Here is an 18,791-nt window from a genome sequence, read left to right as displayed (position 1 = left end):
AGGCTGTCACCGGCCTGTCATCACCCTGGGTTACCCGCTTGCGGCAAAGCAAATGGGGAATCATCTTGCCATGACGGACGTCTCCGCAGATCTGGTTTTTCGCCGCGGCAAGGAAGTGGGAAAGGCCGTCTACCAGAACCGCCCACTGTCGAAGGCGGGCATTTCGGAGCGGCTGTTCGCCTTCCTGTTTTCCGGCCTCGTCTATCCGCAGATCTGGGAAGACCCCGACGTCGACATGGAGGCGATGCAGCTTGGCCGGGGTCACCGCGTCGTCACCATCGCGTCGGGCGGTTGCAATATCCTGGCCTACCTCACCCGTTCGCCGGCACGGATCGATGCCGTAGACCTCAATGCCGCCCATGTCGCGTTGAACCGCATGAAGCTGGAGGCAGTGCGCCATTTGCCTTCGCAAGGCGACCTGTTCCGCTTCTTCGGCGCCGCCGACACCAGCCACAATTCGGAAGCCTACGACCGTTTCATCGCGCCGCATCTCGATACCGTCAGCCGTCACTACTGGGAGCGCCGCAACTGGCGCGGCATCAGGCGCATCGCCGTTTTCGACCGCAATTTCTACCAGACCGGCCTGCTCGGCCTGTTCATCGCCATGGGCCATCACACGGCAAAGTTCTTCGGCGTCGACCCAGCCGGCATCATGCAGGCCCGCAACATCGGCGAGCAGCGCCGTTTCTTCCATGAGGAACTGGCGCCGGTCTTCGACAAGAAGCTTTTGAAATGGGCGACGTCACGCAAGGCCTCGCTGTTCGGCCTCGGCATTCCGCCGGCGCAGTACGATTCGCTTATCACCTCGGGCGACGGTACCATGGCCAGCGTGCTGAAGGCCCGGCTGGAAAAGCTCGCTTGCGATTTTCCGCTGGAGAACAACTACTTCGCCTGGCAGGCCTTCGCGCGGCGCTATCCGAACCCCGGCGAGGCCGCCCTGCCCGCCTATTTGGAAAGGCAGAACTACGAGACCATCCGGGGCAATGTCGACCGCGTCGCCATTCACCATATCAATCTGATCGAATTCCTCGCCGGCAAGGATGCCGGCGCGGTCGACCGCTTCGTCCTGCTCGATGCACAGGACTGGATGACCGATGAACAGCTCAACGCGCTGTGGGCGGAAATCACCCGCACCGCATCGGCCGGCGCCCGCATCATCTTCCGCACCGCCGCCGAGCCCAGCCTGTTGCCAGGCCGGGTCTCTAGTTCGCTGCTCGACCAGTGGGTCTATCAGGATGAAGCTTCGCGCGAATTCTCGACTCGCGACCGCTCCGCCATCTATGGCGGCTTCCACCTCTATGTGAAGCGTGCGGCGTGAGCGCGACCGAACTGCCGGCCAGCCCGGAATTCAAGGCCAGCCATGCCGAATTGATGGACGGCGTCTACCGCTGGCAGCGCCACATCTACGACTTGACCCGCAAATATTACCTGCTCGGCCGCGACTGGCTGATCGCGGGGCTGGACGTACCGGTCGGCGGCAACGTGCTTGAGCTCGGCTGCGGCACCGGCCGCAACATCATCCTCGCCGCTCGCAGATACCCCGAAGCGCGCTTCTTCGGCCTCGACATCTCAGCCGAAATGCTGGAGACGGCCGGCGCCGCGATGACGCGCGAAGGCCTGTCCGGCCGGGTCATGCTGGCAAGGGGAGACGCCACAGATTTCGATGCCGATGCGCTCTTCGGTGTCGAACGCTTCGATCGCGTCTTCGTGTCCTACTCACTGTCGATGATCCCTGGCTGGGAAAAAACGGTATCGGCAGCGCTTGCCGCGCTGTCACCGAACGGTTCGCTGCACGTCGTCGATTTCGGCCAGCAGGAAGGCCTGCCGCGCTGGTTCCGCACGTTGCTGCGCGGCTGGCTCAAAAAATTCCATGTCGCGCCGCGTGAATCGCTGCGCGAGGTTCTGGAATCGGAATCTCGGCGAACCGGCGCAAGCTTCCGTTTCCGCACGCTTTATCGCGGTTATACCTGGCTGGCGGTCATCAAGAGCGCCATCTGAATGTTGCCATTGGGCAGGCATGGTGCTCCAATTCCCCTGTTAGGCGGGGCAGTTGTGAGGTGAGAACATGTTGATGACCGCACGCAAGCCAGCAACGGTTGGCGAAATTCTCACGGAAGAATTCATGCAACCGCTCGGCCTTACGCAGGCAGCTTTGGCCGAGGCGATGGGGGTCCAGCGCAAGCATGTGAACGAATTGTGCAACGACCGCCGCAACGTGACGGCGGCGACCGCGCTTATTCTGGCTCGGGTGTTCGGCAACAGCCCGGATTTCTGGCTAAACGTCCAGCGCCGCAGTGACCTTTGGCAGGTCATGAACTCGCCCGACGAGCGAGCGCGGGTTGATCGTGCCAAGCCTTTGGCGACTGCTGCATAGCAAGAATTGCGGGCGCGCTAGTCTAATGCAACGCCTTCACCAGCGCGCCCACCATCGTCTGCGGCCGGTAGCCGAGTTTGGCCGGAGTCAGGCCCAGCCGCACCACCACCAACTGCTCAGAGGGGATGATGGCGACCGTCTGCCCGTCATGGCCTTCCATCCAGTAGGTGTCCTTTGGCAGGCCTGCGGCGACGCCCGCGCCCGAGTTTTCCTCATCGCCCGGAGCCTCTATCCACAGTTGGCCCTTGCCGTAGACTTTCGATGCGGCTGCCGGCTCCCGCATCCAGTCGACGAAGCCGGCCGGCAGGATTTGGTTGCCGTTCCACACCCCGCTTTGCAGCAGGAACTGACCGAAGCGCGCCCAGTCATGCGCGGTTGCGTAGAGATAGGACGAGCCGACGAAGGTGCCCTGCTCGTCCGTCTCCAGCACCGCGCTGTGCATGCCGAGCGGCTCGAACAGCGCCGTGCGCGGCCACGTCAGCGCCTTGGCCTTGTCGCCGATCGCGTCCTGCCAGAGGCGCGACAGCATCACCGCAGTGCCGCTCGAATAGGAAAACATCTTGCCGACCTCGGCCGCCAGCGGCTTTGATTCGGCAAAGCCTGCCATGTCAGGCTCCAGATAAAGCATGCGTGTGACGTCGGCGACGTCGCCATAATCCTCGTTGAACTCCAGCCCGCTCGACATCGCCATCATGTCGGCAAGGCTGATGGCACTGCGGCCGTCCGCCTTCCACGGCCCGAACAGTCCCTTGTCGGCAAAGGTCATCTTGCCGTCCTTGACCAGCGTGCCGACGATGGCGGCGTTCACCGTCTTGGTCATCGACCAGCCGAGCAACGGCGTCTTTGCCGAAAAACCGGCACCATAGCGCTCGGCGACGACACGACCGTTCTTGACCACTACCACCGCGCGCAATCCAGGACCGGTCAGTGCCGCATCGTCCAGCAACTTGGCAATCAGCGGGTCCTGTGATGCCTCGATCCGCTCACCTTCCGGCCACAGCGCATCTTGGCCGATCTCCGAGGGGCCCGCATGGATTGCCGTCCGCCGCACCTTGCCGACATCGCCGTCGGGGACCGAAGCGCAGCCCAGCCCGTCACGGGCGACGGCGACGCTCTTGCCGAGGAAGCCAAGCAAGCCCGCGGAGACCGTCCCCCTGTTCTTATCCACCGAGACCCGCATCAACCGCAGCAGCGGGTGCCCCGGCGCCTGCACGTCGACGGCAAGCACCTCATTCGCGTTGCGTCCGGCGATAAAGACGTTCGAACAGACGATCTTGGCCGAGTAGCCCGAGCCGACGCGGATCAATTCCGGCGGCGCGATATAAAGCCAGGCAAAAAGCGCGGCGATCGCCAGCACGATCAGGCCAAGCAGCCATTTGACGATCTTGACGACGATCCGCATTTCTTTTCTTTCCTCCCAGGCCTCGCCGGACCCTTCCGTCATCGATTTGCCGCCATTGCTTTCGCAAATCATGGGGCTTGTCGAGCGCCGTCAACGGATTATCAACCATGATCGGCGATCAAAGGATAGGTTGGGGGCGATGCTGTGGGGCGATCGCTCGGAGAGGCCAGTCGAGGGGGCCACCCGCAACAAAACCCATCAGCGACCGGCTGAATCCGGCTCGGGAGTTGCGATGCGCCGTCTTGCGGTCCTTTTCGTGCTGACACTGCTTGGCGCCTGTTCGACCGTTGACGACCTCTCGCCGCTGTCGCCGTCCGCGTCGAACAGTCAGGCGGTCGCCGTGCGCGCGCCGCGCTTTGCCGATTCCAAGCCGCATGAATGGGAAAGCGGCGCGCCGTGGAGCTACGCTGTCCACGGCACCGATGTCTCCAAATACCAGACCTCGGTCGACTGGCCAGCGGCCAGGGCCAGCGGCATCTCCTTCGCCTTCATCAAGGCGACCGAGGGCGGCGACCGTTTCGACGACTATTTCAACGAGCATTGGGCGCGCACGAAGGCCAACGGGATTCCGCGCGCGGCGTATCATTTTTACTATTTCTGCACCCCGGCTGCCGTGCAGGCGCGCTGGTTCATCCGCAACGTCCCTGTCGATCGCTCGGCAATGCCACCTGTCCTCGACATGGAATGGAACCCGCAATCGCCGACCTGCAAGCTGCGTCCCGACGCGGCCACGGTGCGCGCGGAGATGACCACCTTCCTCGAAATCGTCGAACGGCACTACGGCAAGAAGCCGATCATCTACACCTCGGTCGACTTCTTCGACGATAACGAACTGGCGAGCTTCGGCGGGTATCCCTACTGGCTGCGCTCCGTCGCCGGCCATCCGCGCGAAAAGTATGGCAGCCACCCTTTCACCTTCTGGCAGTACACTGGAACCGGCATCGTTCCGGGCATGACCGGCAAGTCCGACATCAACGTCTTCAACGGCAGCGAAGCCGCCTGGAACAAGTGGCTGCGGCAGAACACCCGCTGACATCGTCACAATGGCGGCGAAGCCTCGGGAATAAGGGCTGCGGCAGAAGAACCGTTGACACCGGGGCTGCCGCCTGCTTTTCGACACAGGCAGCGGTAAAGAGTGCAACCGCAGGCAATTCAGGGCGTTGGGCTTCCCGGCGAAGCGCGACAAATGCCCCCGTTCGTTTCGAGAGGAAACTGATGCGACTGCGTTCTCAAGCCCTCGCGGCGCTGTTCCTGTGCGCCTCGGCCTTGCCGGCGATGGCGCAGGAATGCGGCGGCGACTTCGAAGCCTGGAAGCAGGGCGTGGCAGCGGAAGCCAAGGCGGCTGGCGTTGGCCCAGTCGGTCTCGACGCGCTGGAGGCCGCAGCCATCGATGAGAAGGTCCTCGCACGTGACCGCGCCCAGGGCGTCTTCACCCAGACCTTCATCGAATTCTCCGACCGCATGATCTCGGCCTACCGGCTGAAGCAAGGTGCGGCGAATCTGACGAAATACGCCGATGTCTTCGCCCGCGCCGATCGGCAGTTCGGCGTCCAGGCGCCGATCATCGCCGCGTTCTGGGCACTGGAGACCGATTTCGGCGCCGTACAGGGCGATTTCCACACGTTGAGCGCCTTGGTGACGCTTTCCCATGATTGCCGCCGACCGCAACTGTTCCGGCCACAACTGATGCCGCTTCTGCAATTGATCGATCGCGGCGTGGTGCCGGCCGACGTCAAGGGTGCCTGGGCCGGCGAGATCGGCCAGACGCAGATCCTGCCGTCCGATTATCTGGCGCGCGGGGTCGATGGCGACGGCGATGGCAAGGTCGACCTGCGCGGCAGTGTGCCGGACGTGATCATGACCACCGCCAACAAGGTACTGTCGCGTGGCTGGAAACGCGACGAGCCCTGGATCCAGGAAGTCCGCGTGCCCGAAGACATGCCGTGGGACCAGACCGGTCGCACCAACAAGCTGCCCCTATCGCAATGGGCACAATGGGGCATCACCAACCCCGACGGCACGCCGCTGATCGACAACGGCCTCAGGGCCGGCTTGGCGCTGCCTATGGGCCGCAAAGGCCCCGCCTTCCTCGCCTATGACAATTTCGACGTCTATCTCGAGTGGAACCAGTCCTTCACCTACGCTCTGACCGCGGCCAATCTCGCCGCCCGGTTGGCGGGAGCAAAACAGTTCGACCCACGCGATCCCGAGACCGGTCTCGAGAGCGAGCAAATGAAGGCTTTGCAGACAAAGCTCGAAGCCAGGGGCTACGACGTCGGCACAGTCGACGGCATCCTCGGGACCAACACCCGCGAGGCGATCCGCAAGGAGCAGATGCGGCTAGGTTTGCCGGTGGATGGCTGGCCGACGCCGGAGCTATTGGCAAAGCTTTAGCGAATAGCTAATAGCGAATAGCGAATAGCGAATAGCGAATAGAAGGTAGTCCTTCCTTGCTGCTGTCTCAGCAAATCTTCCCTATTCGCTACTGGCTATTCCCTATTCCCTATCCCGCCATCGTCTCCAAGCTCGCAAACCCTTGTGGCACGTCGCCCTCGTCGAAGGGCGTCGTGACCTCGACGAAGGTGTCGGGATAAAAGCCGTTGAAGCGGGTCCTTAGCGACAGCGAATAGGCGCCGATATGGCCGATCTCGATCCAGTCGCCGGTGTCGACGGTCTCCGGCAGCCAGAACGGCCGCGACAGGATGTCGACGGAATCGCAGGTTGCGCCGCAGACCTTGAAAGGCACGATGCACTTTTCCTCGCCATTGCGCGAGCGGATCGCCGGATCGGGAATGAAACGCGCCGGCAGGGTGATCTTGCCCGTCCATGAATCCGACAGCGATGCCCAGATGCCGTCATTGATGTAGAGCCGTTTGCCCTTGCGCAGCAGCACCCGTACGATCAGCGACAGGCAGCGCGCCACGATCACGCGGCCGGGCTCGGCCACCAGCGGCATCTGGTCGAACTGGTATTCCTTAAGGTCGCCGGACAGTCGCGACATGATCTGGCCGAGCGACGGCATCTCGATCTGCTTGCGGTTGGGATCATGGCCGTATTCGGCGGGAAAACCGCCGCCGACATCGAGCCCGGCAATATCGAAAGTCAGCCGGTTACGCACCCAGTCGGCCGACGCAAGCGCCCGCTCATAGGTGTCGGGATCCTCGATCTGACTGCCGACATGGAAACACAGGCCGACCTTGTAGCCGGTACGGTTCAGCCGCTCGGCGAGTTCGATGGCATAGGCCGGCCCGGCGCCGAACTTCTTCGATAGTTCGTAGGCGGCATGCCCCTTGGTCTGCACCCGCACGAAGACACTGATCGAGCTCGGATCGACGTCGAGCGCCCGCACCACGCGGGTCAGCTTGGTGATCTCGTCCTCATGGTCGAGCGAAATGACGCGAATGCCGTACTTCTCCAGTGCCAGCTTGATGTCCGACTGCGCCTTGACCGGGTGCATGTAGAGCATCTCGGCATCGGCAGAGACCGCGCGCACGGCGGCGAACTCGCCCGGCGAAGCCACATCGAAAGCCTTCACGCCGGCCTCGACCAGGGTCTTCAGCACGATCTGCTCGCCATTGGTCTTGACCGCATAAGCGGTCTTGCCGGGGAACATGCCCATGAACTGTTTGGCATCGGCCATGAGCACCTGCGGGCGGAAGCAATAGACCGGATCGTCCGGACGAAGCGCCAGTGCCGCCTCGCGGGCATTTTCGAATCGCTGCATCGACGAATCCTTGACCTAGCCTGCGCACAATTAATCCAAGCTAGCGGCTAATGAAAACAATTCTGTGTCTCGCGGCGCTGACGCGGCGGCGCTAGGTCTTGGCGCGTGAAGGCTTGCCATCAATCAGGTTTCGGGTGGCCCTTGTGGCCGGACCTGATATGCGTTTCGCCTGACCGACTTGCATTCAGGCCGTCTGGGGGGAGAACGATCACATGGCGATAGCCGGGGCGACTGCATCACGCGGGCCGATGGTGCTCAAGGATTGGGGCCAGCTCCTGCTGCTCGGTGCAATCTGGGGCGGCTCGTTCTTCTTTGCCCGCATCGCGGTGGCGGAACTCCATCCACTGGTGCTGGTGCTGTTTCGTGTCGCCATCGCGGCGGTCGCGCTGCATACCTGTCTCGGCCTGCGTGGCCCCTCCTTCCGACTCGCGCTTCCGCATGCCGGCCTGTTCTTCCTGCTGGCACTCACCAACAACGTCGTCCCCTTCTCGCTGATCTTCGCCGGCCAGACGGAGCTTGGCGCCGGCGTTGCCTCGGTGCTCAACGCGACGACGCCGTTCTGGACTTTGATCCTCGCCAATGCGCTGACATCAGACGAAAAGCTTTCCTGGAACAAGCTCGCCGGCATTGCGCTCGGCATCGCCGGCACGGCTGTGATGATCGGCCCCGGGCTGCTTGCCGGGCTCGGCGGCCCGGTCTGGGCCAAATTCGCGCTGATCGGCGCTTCGCTGTCCTACGGCATTGCCCTGATGGTCGCCCGCCGCTTCAAGGGCGTGCCCTCGCCGGTCATCGCCACCGGGCAATTGACCGCCTCGACCATCATCATGATTCCGATCGTTCTCTTCACCTATGGTCCAGCAGGCCTGTTCTCGGCCTCACCGCCGGTCTGGGCCGCGGTGCTGGCGCTGGCGCTCTTGTCCACCGCCTTCGCCTACATCCTCTATTTCAACCTTGTTGCCTCCGCCGGCGCCACCAACGCGTCGCTGGTCACGCTCATCGTGCCGGCCAGCGCCATGCTGCTCGGCTTCCTGTTCCTCGGCGAGCGGCTCGAATTGTTCGAAGTCGTCGGCGTGGTGCTGATCGCCCTTGGCCTCGTCACCATCGACGGACGACTGTTCGCAAGACGTTAGCCGTGCGTCCAACTGGACGCGCCGTAGCGTGAAAGCCGATTCGACTTTCGCGGGGGTAGCGCTGCCATGACACGACAGAGACACATCACCGCCATAATTTATTCACAGGTCTGAGGCCGGTTTTTGCCTAGGAGTTTCAACGCCTAACGGCAAAAGACGGGTCGCGAATTTCACAATCACGTCGCAATGCAGCATATTTTCCGCTTGCCTGTGGCACAAATGAAACTAGACTCCTGGACATAGCTCTTTAAGAGGAGGCTATGTCATGGGACTTACGAGGCCTATCAACGCATTGATGATCTGTGCTGCGTTCGCCTTTATCGGAGCCCTCATTATGGGTTTCCTTCCCTGACCGCCAAAGCGGGGAAGACCAGCACCCAAATAGTCCAACCAATTCAAAAGGCCGGGTTTTTCCCGGCCTTTTGTTGTTGAGCCTGGCTCATGCAGCGGCTGATCCGGCGGCCGCCGCCTCATGCGAGCGGATGCCGATCATATGGCAGATGGCAAAGACCAGATCGGCCCGGTTCATCGTATAGAAGTGGAAATCGCCGACGCCGCGCTCGACCAGATCCATGACCTGTTCGGCCGCCACCGCCGATGCCACCAGCGCATGCGTCTGCGGGTCCCGGTCGAGGCCCTCGAACCGTTCCGCCAGCCAGCCGGGCACATGCGCGCCCGCCCTCGCGGAAAAGTTCGCGACCTGCTTGAAACTGTGAACCGGCTGGATGCCCGGCACAATGGGGATGTAGATGCCGGCGCGGCGGACGCGCTCGACATAGCGCTCGTAGAGATCATTGTCGAAGAAGAACTGGGTGATCGCCCGCGTCGCGCCATTGTCGACCTTGCGTTTCAGCATCTCGATGTCGGTGGCGAAATCGGGGCTTTGCGGATGCTTCTCCGGGTAAGCCGCGACGGAGATGTCGAAATCCGCGATCGACTTCAGCCCGGCGACCAGCTCCGCGCCATTCTCGTAGCCACCGGGATGCGGGCGATAGGGTTCGCCGACGCCGGAGGCCGGGTCACCGCGCAGCGCCACGAACCGGTTGATGCCGATCGACTTGTAGTCCTGGATGACCGCGTCGACCTCGTCGCGCGTTGCACCGACGCAGGTCAGATGCGCCGCGGCAGGAATATCGGTTTCCGTCAGGATGCGCTTTACGGTGCGGGCGGTGCGCTCACGTGTCGAGCCGCCGGCGCCGTAGGTCACCGAGACGAATTTCGGCTTCAGCGGCTCCAGCCTTGTGACTGTGTCCCAAAGCCTGGCCTCCATGTCGTCGGTCTTCGGCGGAAAGAATTCGAAGGAAACCCTGACCTTGTCGCCGATGTCGGGGCGGCGGGAAAAGCGGAACTGGTTCATCAGGCGGTTTCCCTTATCTGCTTGCTGTCGTTGGAAGGATCGGCGATCAGCAGCCGCCGGTCGCGGCCAAGCCAGAGCTTCACGGTGAGCCTGGCCTCGTTACCGCCGCGCGGCTCGAATTCCTGGGCATCTTCGAGATCGAGCCCGGCTTCCGCAAACCAATCGATGATCTGCCGGTCGGAAAAGCCGAGCCGCACATGCGCATGCTCGTCGCGCAGGAATTCCAGCGTATGCGGCGCGAAATCGACGATGACCAGGCGCCCGGCCGGGCGCAAAAGCCGCGCCGCCTCATGGATGGCGCGGGCCGGATCGTCGAGATAATGCAGCACCTGGTGAATGGTGACGAGATCGAACGCATCGCGCTCGACCGGCGGCGCGAAGATATCACCCTGCCGCACCTGCGCGTTTGAAACGCCGGCCTTGTCGAGATTGGCCCGTGCCACGGTCAGCATTTCGCGCGACATGTCGATGCCGACGCCGCGCCGGTAGAGTGGCGAGAAGATTTCGAGCAGCCGCCCGGTGCCGGTGCCGAGATCGAGCATGGACTGGAACGGCCGCTTGCCGACCAGCTTCAGCATGGCGGCTTCGACGGCGCGATCCGGCACGTGCAGCGAACGGATATGGTCCCAACTCGCCGCGTTCATGGAAAAATACTGGACCGCCCGGTCCTGCCGCTTGCGCTTGACCGAGGCCAGCCGTTCGAGGTCGCGTTCAACCTGCGGATCGGCACCCCGAATGCCCGAAACCAGCCCCATGACGAAGTCACGTGCGGAATCCGTGTCCGACAGGCGGAAGAAGGCCCATGACCCTTCCTGATAGCGGCCGATCAGCCCGGCCTCCAGCAAGAGCTTCAGGTGCCGCGAAACGCGCGGCTGCGACTGGCCGAGAATTTCGGTAAGATCGGAAACGGTGAGGTCGCCGCGCGACAACAGTGCCAGTATGCGCAAGCGGCTGGATTCGGCCGCCGCTTTCAACGTATCCACCATGGTGTCGAGCGAGACATGCATCAGCGTATTCTCTTTGAAAAGATATAAACATATGTTTATGTCGATTTTCAAAACCTTGCAAGCGCTATGTCGCTGCCGGACAAGAAAATGCCGCATGCGTGATTCTCGATGCATGTCGCCTAAAAGTATGTCGCCGTTTTGAGATAACGACATGCACCAACAAAAAGATGAGCAGAATGACCGGATCGCGTGAGATGTTCGAGGAACGCGAAGGCGAGCGTAGGCTGGAAAGCGATCCGGCATCGATGCCGCCGGATGGCGGTATCGTGTTCATCGGCCGCATCGCTTCGCCATGGGCGACGAGGAAAACCTGCCCGAAGAACATGCGTGCCGCGCGCGAAACCGGACAGCCTGCGGTGCTGACCATCGACGCGCCCTATCGCGAGGGCCTGCAAGGGCTGGAACGGGCCAGCCACGTCATCATCCTGTCCTGGCTGCATCACGCGCCAAGAGACCTGATCGTGCAGAAACCGCGCCATGCAGCTGAAGCGAAAGGCGTATTTTCGCTGCGCTCCCCGGCCCGCCCAAACCCCATCGGGCTGCATGTGGCCAGGCTGGTGGGGCTCGACCAAGACACCGGCCGTATCGATCTCGACGCCATCGACGTGCTCGACGGTACGCCGGTCATCGACCTGAAACCTTATTTCGCCTCGACCGACGCCATATCAGAGGCGACCATCGAAGGGCGCGACGAGCCCGATCGGATCCCGCGATGACGGCGCCGACCGGCCGTCGCCGCGCCATCGCCAAGGCGCTGACGGCGCTGCTGCCGCTGGCGCCCTATGCCGATATGGAGAAGATCCGCACCGACGCCGGTGCGGTCCACATGAAAACCTTGCCGCCGGGCATCGCCGTATGGCTGGCGACGATTGCCCATATCCGCCACATACACACCGACTATGAGAAACTGCTGGCCGAAGGTTACGATCGCGACTCGGCGCGTTTCTTCGTCATCGAGCAGATCAACAACGTGCTCACCCGCTGGCGCGCGACACGTCTGCTCGATGCCGATGACGAGGAGGATTGAACGCAATCATTTCCGCGCGAGCACGGCTACCGCATTGTAAGGCTGACCGTCGGCTTGGCCGACCCAGGTCCAGGATAGGTTTCCCTTGAAAAACCTGACGGTGACGTCGCCGCCGTCGATGCACTTGTCCTGACCGTAGGTGATGCTCTCGTGATATTCCGCCGACGTATCGTCCCTCGACGTCTGGGACAAGGATCCGCCGCAGCCGAGCGACGGGTAGTCGATCGACGCGCCGCCATCCTCGATCGTCATGGAGATCGACCAGTCGGCCCCGGCATCGCCGGCCGGGCTCTGGTGGCCGTTGCCGACCCAGGTGCCGCTCAGCGACGGCACATTCACCGCGCAAGGCAGGTTCTGGAAGATCGGCGTCAATTCGCTGCCGGTTTTCTCGCAGCGATAGGTCTGGCCGCCCTGGCACAATTCCTCGCCTTCGCGCGCGCACTGGGCGCTGGCTTCGCCCGCGGCGGCGAACATCATCATGGCGGCTACGCCGGCCTCAAGCTTGCCCATCTTCCCCTCCGTTCAGAACCGGAATGGTAGTGCAATTCCAATCCAATGTATCGTTCAGACCATCATGGAGGCCGAACAGCGCCGAGCGGGTGGCTCTATGCCTTCTGCCCAGCACCGCTAGCCTGCCTCGACTTGCGCGACAGGAGGTCCCGATGAGGCAGACGATGGACAAGAAACAACTGCCCGTAGTTGGCGACCGCCATCTCGACCCACATTCCTACCCCGAGGGCGTCGCTTTCCTTGACGGCCAATACCTGCCGATGTCGCAAGCCAAGATCTCGGTGCTGGACTGGGGCTTTCTGCATTCCGATGCCACCTACGACACCGTGCATGTCTGGAGCGGTCGCTTCTTCCGGATCGACCTGCATCTGGACCGCTTCTTCGGCGGGCTGGACAAGCTGCGCATGACGATCCCCTTCGACCGCGAAGGCGTTATAGAGATCCTGCACAATTGCGTGGCGCTGTCCGGCCATCGCGCCGCCTATGTCGAAATGCTGTGCACGCGCGGCGCCTCGCCGACCTTCAGCCGCGACCCGCGCCAGGCGATCAATCGGTTCATGGCGTTCGCCGTGCCATTCGGTTCGGTTGCCAATGCCGAGCAGTTGCAGCGCGGCCTGCGCGTCGCCATCAGCGACAAGGTGCGCATTCCGCCGGCTTCGCTCGACCCGACGATCAAGAACTACCATTGGCTCGATCTGGTGCGCGGCCTCTACGATGCCTATGACCGCGGCGCCGAGACGGCGCTGATTCTCGACTTCGACGGCAATGTCGCCGAAGGCCCGGGCTTCAACGTCTTCTGCGTCAAGGATGGCAAACTGTCGACGCCTTCCATTGGCGTACTGCCCGGCATCACAAGACGCACCGTCTTCGATCTCTGCATCGAACAAGGTCTTGCGGCCGCCGCCACCGATGTCAGCGTCGCCGCATTACGTGACGCCGACGAGGTTTTCATCACCTCCACCGCCGGCGGCATCATGCCGGTGACGGAGATCGACGGCGTCCGGATCGCTGACGGCAAGGTCGGCGCGATCACCAGCCGGCTGATGGGACTTTACTGGGAGAAGCACGACGACCCGGCATGGTCGAGCCCTGTGAACTATCCCTGATCGACCGGCGTCCTGTAAAAAGATTCGCCTCGGCCTCTGGAAAATCAGGCGATAGACCGTATATGCCTCAAAGCGGAGTAGCCTCCGTTTCCACCGAAATCACGCCCGCAGGGGCAAGGACTCCACACTATGACAAACAAGGTTTGGTTCATCACCGGATCGTCGAAGGGCTTTGGCCGCGTTTGGGCCGAGGCAGCGCTAGCGCGTGGCGACCGCGTTGCCGCGACCGCCCGCGATGCCGGCACGCTCGCCGATCTCGTCGAGAAGTACGGCGACAACATTGCCGCGATAAAACTCGACGTCACCGACAAGAAAGCCGTCGATGCCGCTGTCGCCGAGGCGCACAGGCGCTTTGGCCGGCTCGACGTCGTCATTAACAATGCAGGCTATGGCCATTTCGGCGCCATCGAAGAAGTCAGCGAGCAGGAAGCCCGAGACCAGATCGAAACCAATGTCTTCGGCGCGCTCTGGGTCACGCAGGCAGCGCTGCCGATCATGCGGGCGCAGCGGTCCGGCCACATCATCCAGATCTCGTCGATCGGCGGCGTCAACGCCTTTGCCTCGCTCGGCCTCTACCACGCCTCGAAATGGGCGCTGGAGGCGCTCAGCCAGTCGCTGAGCATCGAGGTCGCGGAATTCGGTATCCATGTCACGCTGGTCGAACCCGGCGGTTTCTCCACCGATTGGGCCGGCCCGTCGGCAAAGGTCTCCCAACCGATCGAGGCCTATGCGCCCGCCCGCGCCAAGATGGCAGAGCGCCGCGCCAATTCGGTCGCCGGCGATCCCGAGGCCACCGGACCGGCCATGCTGGCCATTGTCGACGCCGCCGAGCCGCCGCTCAGGGTATTCTTCGGCGACGGCGGCCTGCCGATGATCAAACAGGAATACGCTAACCGCATCGCCACCTGGGAAAAGTGGGACCACGTTTCCATCATGGCGCAAGGCGAGAAGAAGAACCGCAAGGGCTGAAGCCCAGCGCTTTTGCTGCGCCGCTCCATGGGCGGCGTAGCCTGCTCTCAGCCTTGATAGATCCACTGTTCCGGCACACGCACCGAGATTTCTTCGCCGGCCCGGACCGTTCCCGGCTTCTCGACCCAGGCGACGACGCCACGCAGCCGCTTTGCCGCCTTCGGGAACAACAGCGCACCAGCCTCGATATCGGCCATCCCTGCATGTTCGGCGATCGAACGGCCGGCGATTCGGCAAGGGCCGTTCTGCGCGTCGACTTTGATGGTCACGCCGCCCTTGAAGAACAGCAGCGTGCCGGCCGGCAGCATTGAGAGGTTCGCCACCCCTTCGATCACCAGGTTGGCGCCGATCCACTCCGGCTTGATCTCGGCCAGGCTCATCCGTTCCGCGACGATGGCGAGTTCATCCAATGCCACGATCGATATCTGCCGTTCGTTGCGCATTTCGGTGCCGCGCGAATACCAAGGCTCGCGCCCGCCCGAACGCCGCGTCGACCCGGCATGGAAATCGCCCGCTATACCGTCGAAACCCAGCCGCAATTCGTCCGCCGGGCGCGTCTGGAAACGATCCGATGGCGCAACGTAAAGTGCTGCCGCCTTGGCGACAAGCTTTCGCGCGGGGACGATTTCAACCGGCTTTTCGGCTTCGGGGAAGAGATCTAGCATGGCTTCATTCATTCCTTGGATGATGCCGCTTGCTTTTGCCCTTCGGCTGGCAAGGCCGCAAGAGCGGTTTGGGCCAAACCGCGCAACTCTTCGACCGAAGCGCCGTCCCGAGCCTGGATCGACATGCCGTTCATCACGCCGGCAAGGTATTTGGCGAAGCCCTCGACCGAGAGGTTTTCCGGGAGGTCGCCCACTGCCCAGCCCTTGGCCAGCCGGGCTGCAATCGCCGCTTCACTTGCCTTGCGATAGATCTTGAGTTCATCGGCGATGACTTGCGCCTGCGGCGAGGCTGCCAACGCGCCGCTGACGAACAGACAGCCAGCAGGCTTGCCGGGCCTGGAATACGCCTCCGCCGCGCCGAGCAGCAACCGCCGGATCGCTTCCCGCGTCGATACCGGCGCGCTCAGCGCTTCCAGCGCAAACCCAATCTCGGTTTCGTGGTAGCGCGTCAGTGCCTTGCGGAACAAGGTCTCCTTGTCGGTGAAGGCGTTGTAGATCTGCGGCGGCGTCAGCCCCATCGCCTCGCGTAGCATGGCCAGCGACGTCGCCTCATAGCCATGCTCCCAGAACAGATGCATCGCGGCATCCAGCGCCCGGTCGGGGTCGAATGCGCGCGGCCGTCCGCCACGGGGCTTTTCCAAATCTTCCATATCGATCGATACGAAACCTGTTGACTCACCTTCTTCTTGTAACGTAACAATTGATACGAAACATCGCAAGCCGGACGAATATCCGCCGGAAGCTATGCAAACCAGCGAACAGGAGAGAGCCAAATGCCAATCACCGTGACCGCGCCGGAAGGCGTACTGACCCCTGCGGGAGAACGCGAGATCCTGCCGCGTCTCAGCACCGCCCTCATCGAAGCCTCGGGCGCCACCGGCAATCCGTTCTTCACCGCGATCGTCGGCGGCACGGTCCATGTCCTGCCGCTTCATCGCATCTACGCCGGCGGCGTCAATCGGCCGGTCGTGATGGTCGAGCTGAAGCTGCCCAACATCGGCCTCGGTTCGATCGAAGCTCGAAATAGCTTCATCACCGCAGCCGCCGGGATCGTCGCCGAGCTTTGCGAGCCAAACCACCGGCCCGAAGACACCTGGATCAACATCGTCAACGCACCCGACGGCGGCTGGGGGATCGGTGACAGGCAATATACGGGCGAGGCGCTTATCACTGCCGCCACCGCCGCCGCGCACTGATCCGGCAAAAAGCAAACCCATGCGGCTCTCCCCTTCCCTGTTCTTCACCACCAATTGCGAACCGGCACTGACCTTCTACGAGCAGTGCGGCCTTGGCCGGGGGACGATCCTGCTGCGCTGGGGCGACAACGATATGCCGCTGCGAACCGAAGCCATGCGTGGAAAGGTGCTGCACGCGCGGTTCGAAGGCCCAGGCGTCCTGTTCCACGCTTCGGACAATGACGATGCGGAGCCAATGAAAGGCTCCGCCTTGATGCTGGAATTCGACGACCTGACCGCGATGCGCGGGCTTTTCAACCGCATGGGTGAGGCTGGCCGGATCACCGTCCCTCTGGCGAGGCAAGTTTGGGGAACCAGGTTCGGCATGCTGGTCGACGCCTTCGGCGTGCAGTGGATGTTTAACTGTCCCAATGAATGAGGTCCGCTGCGGGTCACGATCTTCTTACCTGAATCGAACCACTCTCACACAGCGCCGCATTGCCGCCGCGCTGTGCCGGCTACATGATGCCTCCGAACCATCGCGGAGGGTCTCATGCGTCCCGGGACGGCAATCACGCTTCTTTGGCTGATCTGGGTGGTGTCGTGGGCCGCTGCCGCCTTCTGGGCCGACAAAGCCTCGAAGCGTGCCGGCTTCCGGGCCGAGGCGCCTTACCGCGCGGCTCTGATGACCGGCACCATCCTGCTCTTCATTCCGGCGCATAACTATGTCGGCCGGCTTCGCCTGTGGTCTCCCAACCTTGCCGAAGCCTGGATTTGCGTCGCACTGATTGCCGTAGGCTTCGCCCTCTGCTGGTGGGCGCGCCTGCATCTCGGTCGCTTGTGGTCGGGCACCGTCACCGCCAAGGCCGGGCACCGTGTCGTCGACACTGGCCCGTACGGCCTCGTCCGCCATCCGATCTACACAGGACTGCTTTTGGCAATCCTTGCCACCATGGCGGCGAAAGGCACTGTCTGGGGTGTTGCCGGCGCCCTCCTGCTGACCATCGGCATCGTCATGAAGGCAAAGCTCGAGGAACGCTTCCTGCGCAGCGAGCTGGGCAGCGCCTATGACGACTACATCAGGCGGGTACCGATGCTGGTGCCGTTCGCACCGGTCTGGCACGAATAGCTCTCTACAGCATCCTGAGAAGCGCGCCGCCTATCGAATAGCCCGCGCCAAAGGCACAGATCAGGCCGAAATCGCCGGGTTTCATGTCGGCGTGGTTCTCCGAAAGTGCAACGATGGCGCCGGCGCCCGCCGTGTTGCCAAGCCGTTCAAGCACCATCGGCGCGCGATCGTGATCGACCTCGTGGCCGAATGACAGTTTCAGGATCATGGCATTCATCCGCGCATTGGCCTGATGCAGCCAGAAGCGCCTCACCGCCTGTGGCGTCAGGCCGTGCTCGGCGAGGAATTCCACGATGAACTTCTGCCCGGCAACGGTGACTTCCTTGAACACCCTGTTACCGACCTGCTTGATCAGATTGCCTTCCAGGTTGATCATGTAGGGGTCGTCCTGGGCGGTTCGGGTGTGGTAGCCGAGATTGGTGCGGATGTTGTTCGACATCTGCGTCCAGATGCGTGTGTCCAGCACCTCGAAACGCCCAGGCCGTTTGTCGCCCTGAGCAAGTCCCTCCACCACCATCGACACCGAGGCATCGCCGAAGATGAAATGCGTCTGCCGGTCGCGGAAATTGAGATGGCCGGTGATGATTTCCGGCGTCGTCACCAGAATGCGCTTGTGCGCGCCCGAGCGCACCAAATTCACTGCCATGTGAAGGGCCGCCGCGGCGGACGAACAGCCAAGCCCCATGTCGAATCCGGCGCCCTTGGTGCCCAGCGCCTCCTGCATTTCGACGGCGATCGCCGGATAGGGCCGCTGGTGGTGCGAGGCCGAGCAGATCACAAGGTCGATATCGGACGGGTCTAGGCCAGCATGGTCGAGAGCCTTCTTGGCCGAGGCGATACCGAACTCGGCTTCAAGCGACAACGCATCGTCGGGCCGTGCCGGAATGCGCGGCGCCATGCGGGTCGGATCGAGAATGCCCTCGCGCTCGATGACGTGACGGGTGCGCACGCCCGAAGCGTGGACGATGAAGTCACTGTCGGATTTCGGCAGCGGCGGCTCGCCGGTGCCCAGGCGGCGCGCATTCTCCATGTCGACCCAGGCATTGAAGCTGGCGACCAGTTCTTCATTGGTGATTGTGGCTTCAGGGATTTCAACGCCGATGCCGCTGATGATGACGCGATGCATATATCCAGTCCGTCCGGCGTTCCAGGCTTCATGTGGACGCCGGAATGCGCCGGCGCAACAGTTTTCTCACCGCGGCGGTTTACACCGACT

General features: G+C 62.8%; 21 protein-coding genes. 13 read left to right on the top strand and 8 right to left on the bottom strand.

All coding sequences use genetic code 11. From position 1 onward, the window contains the following. Nucleotides 1–70: 70 nt before the first annotated feature. The 3 genes from NKH57_RS04785 (at nt 71) to NKH57_RS04775 (ending at nt 2,374) form a co-directional block, all read left to right on the top strand. Entirely contained in the window at nt 71–1,318 is a 1,248-nt protein-coding gene (locus NKH57_RS04785; protein ID WP_352942168.1) for a BtaA family protein, read from the top strand. Beyond that, the gene (locus NKH57_RS04780; protein ID WP_352729548.1) at nt 1,315–1,998 is read left to right on the top strand and encodes a class I SAM-dependent methyltransferase; all 684 of its coding nucleotides are present in this window, start codon (nt 1,315–1,317) and stop codon (nt 1,996–1,998) included. Before NKH57_RS04785 ends, NKH57_RS04780 begins: the two co-directional genes overlap by 4 nt. A gap of 67 nt (nt 1,999–2,065) precedes the next feature. Beyond that, nucleotides 2,066–2,374 carry a HigA family addiction module antitoxin gene (locus NKH57_RS04775; protein WP_023813159.1) on the top strand — a complete coding sequence of 103 codons (309 nt, stop codon included), beginning with the start codon at nt 2,066–2,068 and terminating at the stop codon, nt 2,372–2,374. 22 nt (nt 2,375–2,396) lie between these two features. Here the strand turns inward: NKH57_RS04775 and NKH57_RS04770 are convergent, their stop codons facing one another. Then, a complete protein-coding gene (locus tag NKH57_RS04770; protein ID WP_352942164.1) occupies nt 2,397–3,776 on the bottom strand; it encodes a serine hydrolase domain-containing protein in 1,380 nt (459 codons plus the stop codon). A 232-nt stretch (nt 3,777–4,008) separates the two neighbouring features. Between NKH57_RS04770 and NKH57_RS04765 the strand changes: the two genes are divergently transcribed. Both NKH57_RS04765 and NKH57_RS04760 read left to right on the top strand, forming a co-directional pair. Beyond that, nucleotides 4,009–4,809 (top strand): glycoside hydrolase family 25 protein, encoded by an 801-nt coding sequence (locus tag NKH57_RS04765; protein ID WP_352604209.1) that lies wholly within the window; start codon nt 4,009–4,011, stop codon nt 4,807–4,809. A 182-nt stretch (nt 4,810–4,991) separates the two neighbouring features. Next, nucleotides 4,992–6,170: a lytic murein transglycosylase gene (locus NKH57_RS04760; protein ID WP_352942161.1), complete on the top strand. Its 1,179-nt coding sequence runs from the start codon at nt 4,992–4,994 to the stop codon at nt 6,168–6,170. 109 nt (nt 6,171–6,279) lie between these two features. Here NKH57_RS04760 and NKH57_RS04755 read toward each other — a convergent pair whose 3' ends face one another. Next, the gene (locus tag NKH57_RS04755) at nt 6,280–7,500 is read right to left on the bottom strand and encodes an alanine racemase (RefSeq protein WP_352942158.1); all 1,221 of its coding nucleotides are present in this window, start codon (nt 7,498–7,500) and stop codon (nt 6,280–6,282) included. A 212-nt stretch (nt 7,501–7,712) separates the two neighbouring features. On the opposite strand from NKH57_RS04755, the gene NKH57_RS04750 reads away from it, so the two are divergent. After that, the gene (locus NKH57_RS04750) at nt 7,713–8,630 is read left to right on the top strand and encodes a DMT family transporter (protein WP_352942156.1); all 918 of its coding nucleotides are present in this window, start codon (nt 7,713–7,715) and stop codon (nt 8,628–8,630) included. Between the two features lie 439 nt (nt 8,631–9,069). On the opposite strand, the gene metF is transcribed toward NKH57_RS04750, so the two are convergent. Together metF and NKH57_RS04740 are read right to left on the bottom strand one after the other, a co-directional pair. Next, entirely contained in the window at nt 9,070–9,987 is a 918-nt protein-coding gene (metF, locus tag NKH57_RS04745) for a methylenetetrahydrofolate reductase [NAD(P)H] (protein ID WP_352729538.1), read from the bottom strand. Further along, nucleotides 9,987–10,994 (bottom strand): ArsR/SmtB family transcription factor, encoded by a 1,008-nt coding sequence (locus tag NKH57_RS04740; RefSeq protein ID WP_352942153.1) that lies wholly within the window; start codon nt 10,992–10,994, stop codon nt 9,987–9,989. Before NKH57_RS04740 ends, metF begins: the two co-directional genes overlap by 1 nt. Nucleotides 10,995–11,170: 176 nt before the next feature. Here NKH57_RS04740 and tsaA point away from each other — a divergent pair, with 176 nt between their 5' ends. Together tsaA and NKH57_RS04730 are read left to right on the top strand one after the other, a co-directional pair. Beyond that, nucleotides 11,171–11,710: a tRNA (N6-threonylcarbamoyladenosine(37)-N6)-methyltransferase TrmO gene (gene tsaA, locus NKH57_RS04735; protein WP_352942150.1), complete on the top strand. Its 540-nt coding sequence runs from the start codon at nt 11,171–11,173 to the stop codon at nt 11,708–11,710. Further along, nucleotides 11,707–12,021 carry a DUF2293 domain-containing protein gene (locus NKH57_RS04730; RefSeq protein WP_352942148.1) on the top strand — a complete coding sequence of 105 codons (315 nt, stop codon included), beginning with the start codon at nt 11,707–11,709 and terminating at the stop codon, nt 12,019–12,021. Before tsaA ends, NKH57_RS04730 begins: the two co-directional genes overlap by 4 nt. Nucleotides 12,022–12,027: 6 nt before the next feature. Here the strand turns inward: NKH57_RS04730 and NKH57_RS04725 are convergent, their stop codons facing one another. Next, nucleotides 12,028–12,531 (bottom strand): hypothetical protein, encoded by a 504-nt coding sequence (locus NKH57_RS04725; RefSeq protein ID WP_352604219.1) that lies wholly within the window; start codon nt 12,529–12,531, stop codon nt 12,028–12,030. 152 nt (nt 12,532–12,683) lie between these two features. Here NKH57_RS04725 and NKH57_RS04720 point away from each other — a divergent pair, with 152 nt between their 5' ends. After that, nucleotides 12,684–13,637, top strand: a complete 954-nt coding sequence (locus NKH57_RS04720; protein ID WP_352942144.1) for a D-amino acid aminotransferase — start codon at nt 12,684–12,686, stop codon at nt 13,635–13,637. Between the two features lie 129 nt (nt 13,638–13,766). Continuing rightward, nucleotides 13,767–14,606: an SDR family oxidoreductase gene (locus NKH57_RS04715; RefSeq protein ID WP_352942143.1), complete on the top strand. Its 840-nt coding sequence runs from the start codon at nt 13,767–13,769 to the stop codon at nt 14,604–14,606. 47 nt (nt 14,607–14,653) lie between these two features. On the opposite strand, the gene NKH57_RS04710 is transcribed toward NKH57_RS04715, so the two are convergent. Both NKH57_RS04710 and NKH57_RS04705 read right to left on the bottom strand, forming a co-directional pair. Further along, nucleotides 14,654–15,271 carry an MOSC domain-containing protein gene (locus tag NKH57_RS04710; RefSeq protein ID WP_352942140.1) on the bottom strand — a complete coding sequence of 206 codons (618 nt, stop codon included), beginning with the start codon at nt 15,269–15,271 and terminating at the stop codon, nt 14,654–14,656. A gap of 8 nt (nt 15,272–15,279) precedes the next feature. After that, the gene (locus tag NKH57_RS04705) at nt 15,280–15,921 is read right to left on the bottom strand and encodes a TetR/AcrR family transcriptional regulator (RefSeq protein WP_352942137.1); all 642 of its coding nucleotides are present in this window, start codon (nt 15,919–15,921) and stop codon (nt 15,280–15,282) included. A 123-nt stretch (nt 15,922–16,044) separates the two neighbouring features. On the opposite strand from NKH57_RS04705, the gene NKH57_RS04700 reads away from it, so the two are divergent. From NKH57_RS04700 to NKH57_RS04690, 3 genes are all read left to right on the top strand, one after another. Continuing rightward, the gene (locus NKH57_RS04700) at nt 16,045–16,467 is read left to right on the top strand and encodes a tautomerase family protein (RefSeq protein WP_352604229.1); all 423 of its coding nucleotides are present in this window, start codon (nt 16,045–16,047) and stop codon (nt 16,465–16,467) included. A 19-nt stretch (nt 16,468–16,486) separates the two neighbouring features. Beyond that, nucleotides 16,487–16,885, top strand: a complete 399-nt coding sequence (locus NKH57_RS04695) for a VOC family protein (RefSeq protein ID WP_352942281.1) — start codon at nt 16,487–16,489, stop codon at nt 16,883–16,885. Between the two features lie 114 nt (nt 16,886–16,999). Then, nucleotides 17,000–17,575: a methyltransferase family protein gene (locus tag NKH57_RS04690; protein ID WP_352942134.1), complete on the top strand. Its 576-nt coding sequence runs from the start codon at nt 17,000–17,002 to the stop codon at nt 17,573–17,575. Between the two features lie 4 nt (nt 17,576–17,579). On the opposite strand, the gene NKH57_RS04685 is transcribed toward NKH57_RS04690, so the two are convergent. Further along, on the bottom strand, nt 17,580–18,701 hold the full coding sequence (locus tag NKH57_RS04685) for a beta-ketoacyl-ACP synthase III (RefSeq protein WP_023756975.1): 1,122 nt from the start codon (nt 18,699–18,701) through the stop codon (nt 17,580–17,582). Nucleotides 18,702–18,791 lie beyond the last annotated feature (90 nt).

Source organism: Mesorhizobium sp. M1050, from assembly GCF_040318715.1.
Lineage (GTDB): Bacteria > Pseudomonadota > Alphaproteobacteria > Rhizobiales > Rhizobiaceae > Mesorhizobium.
Note: the sequence above shows the minus strand (reverse complement) of the source record. Positions and strands in the feature narration are given on the sequence as shown.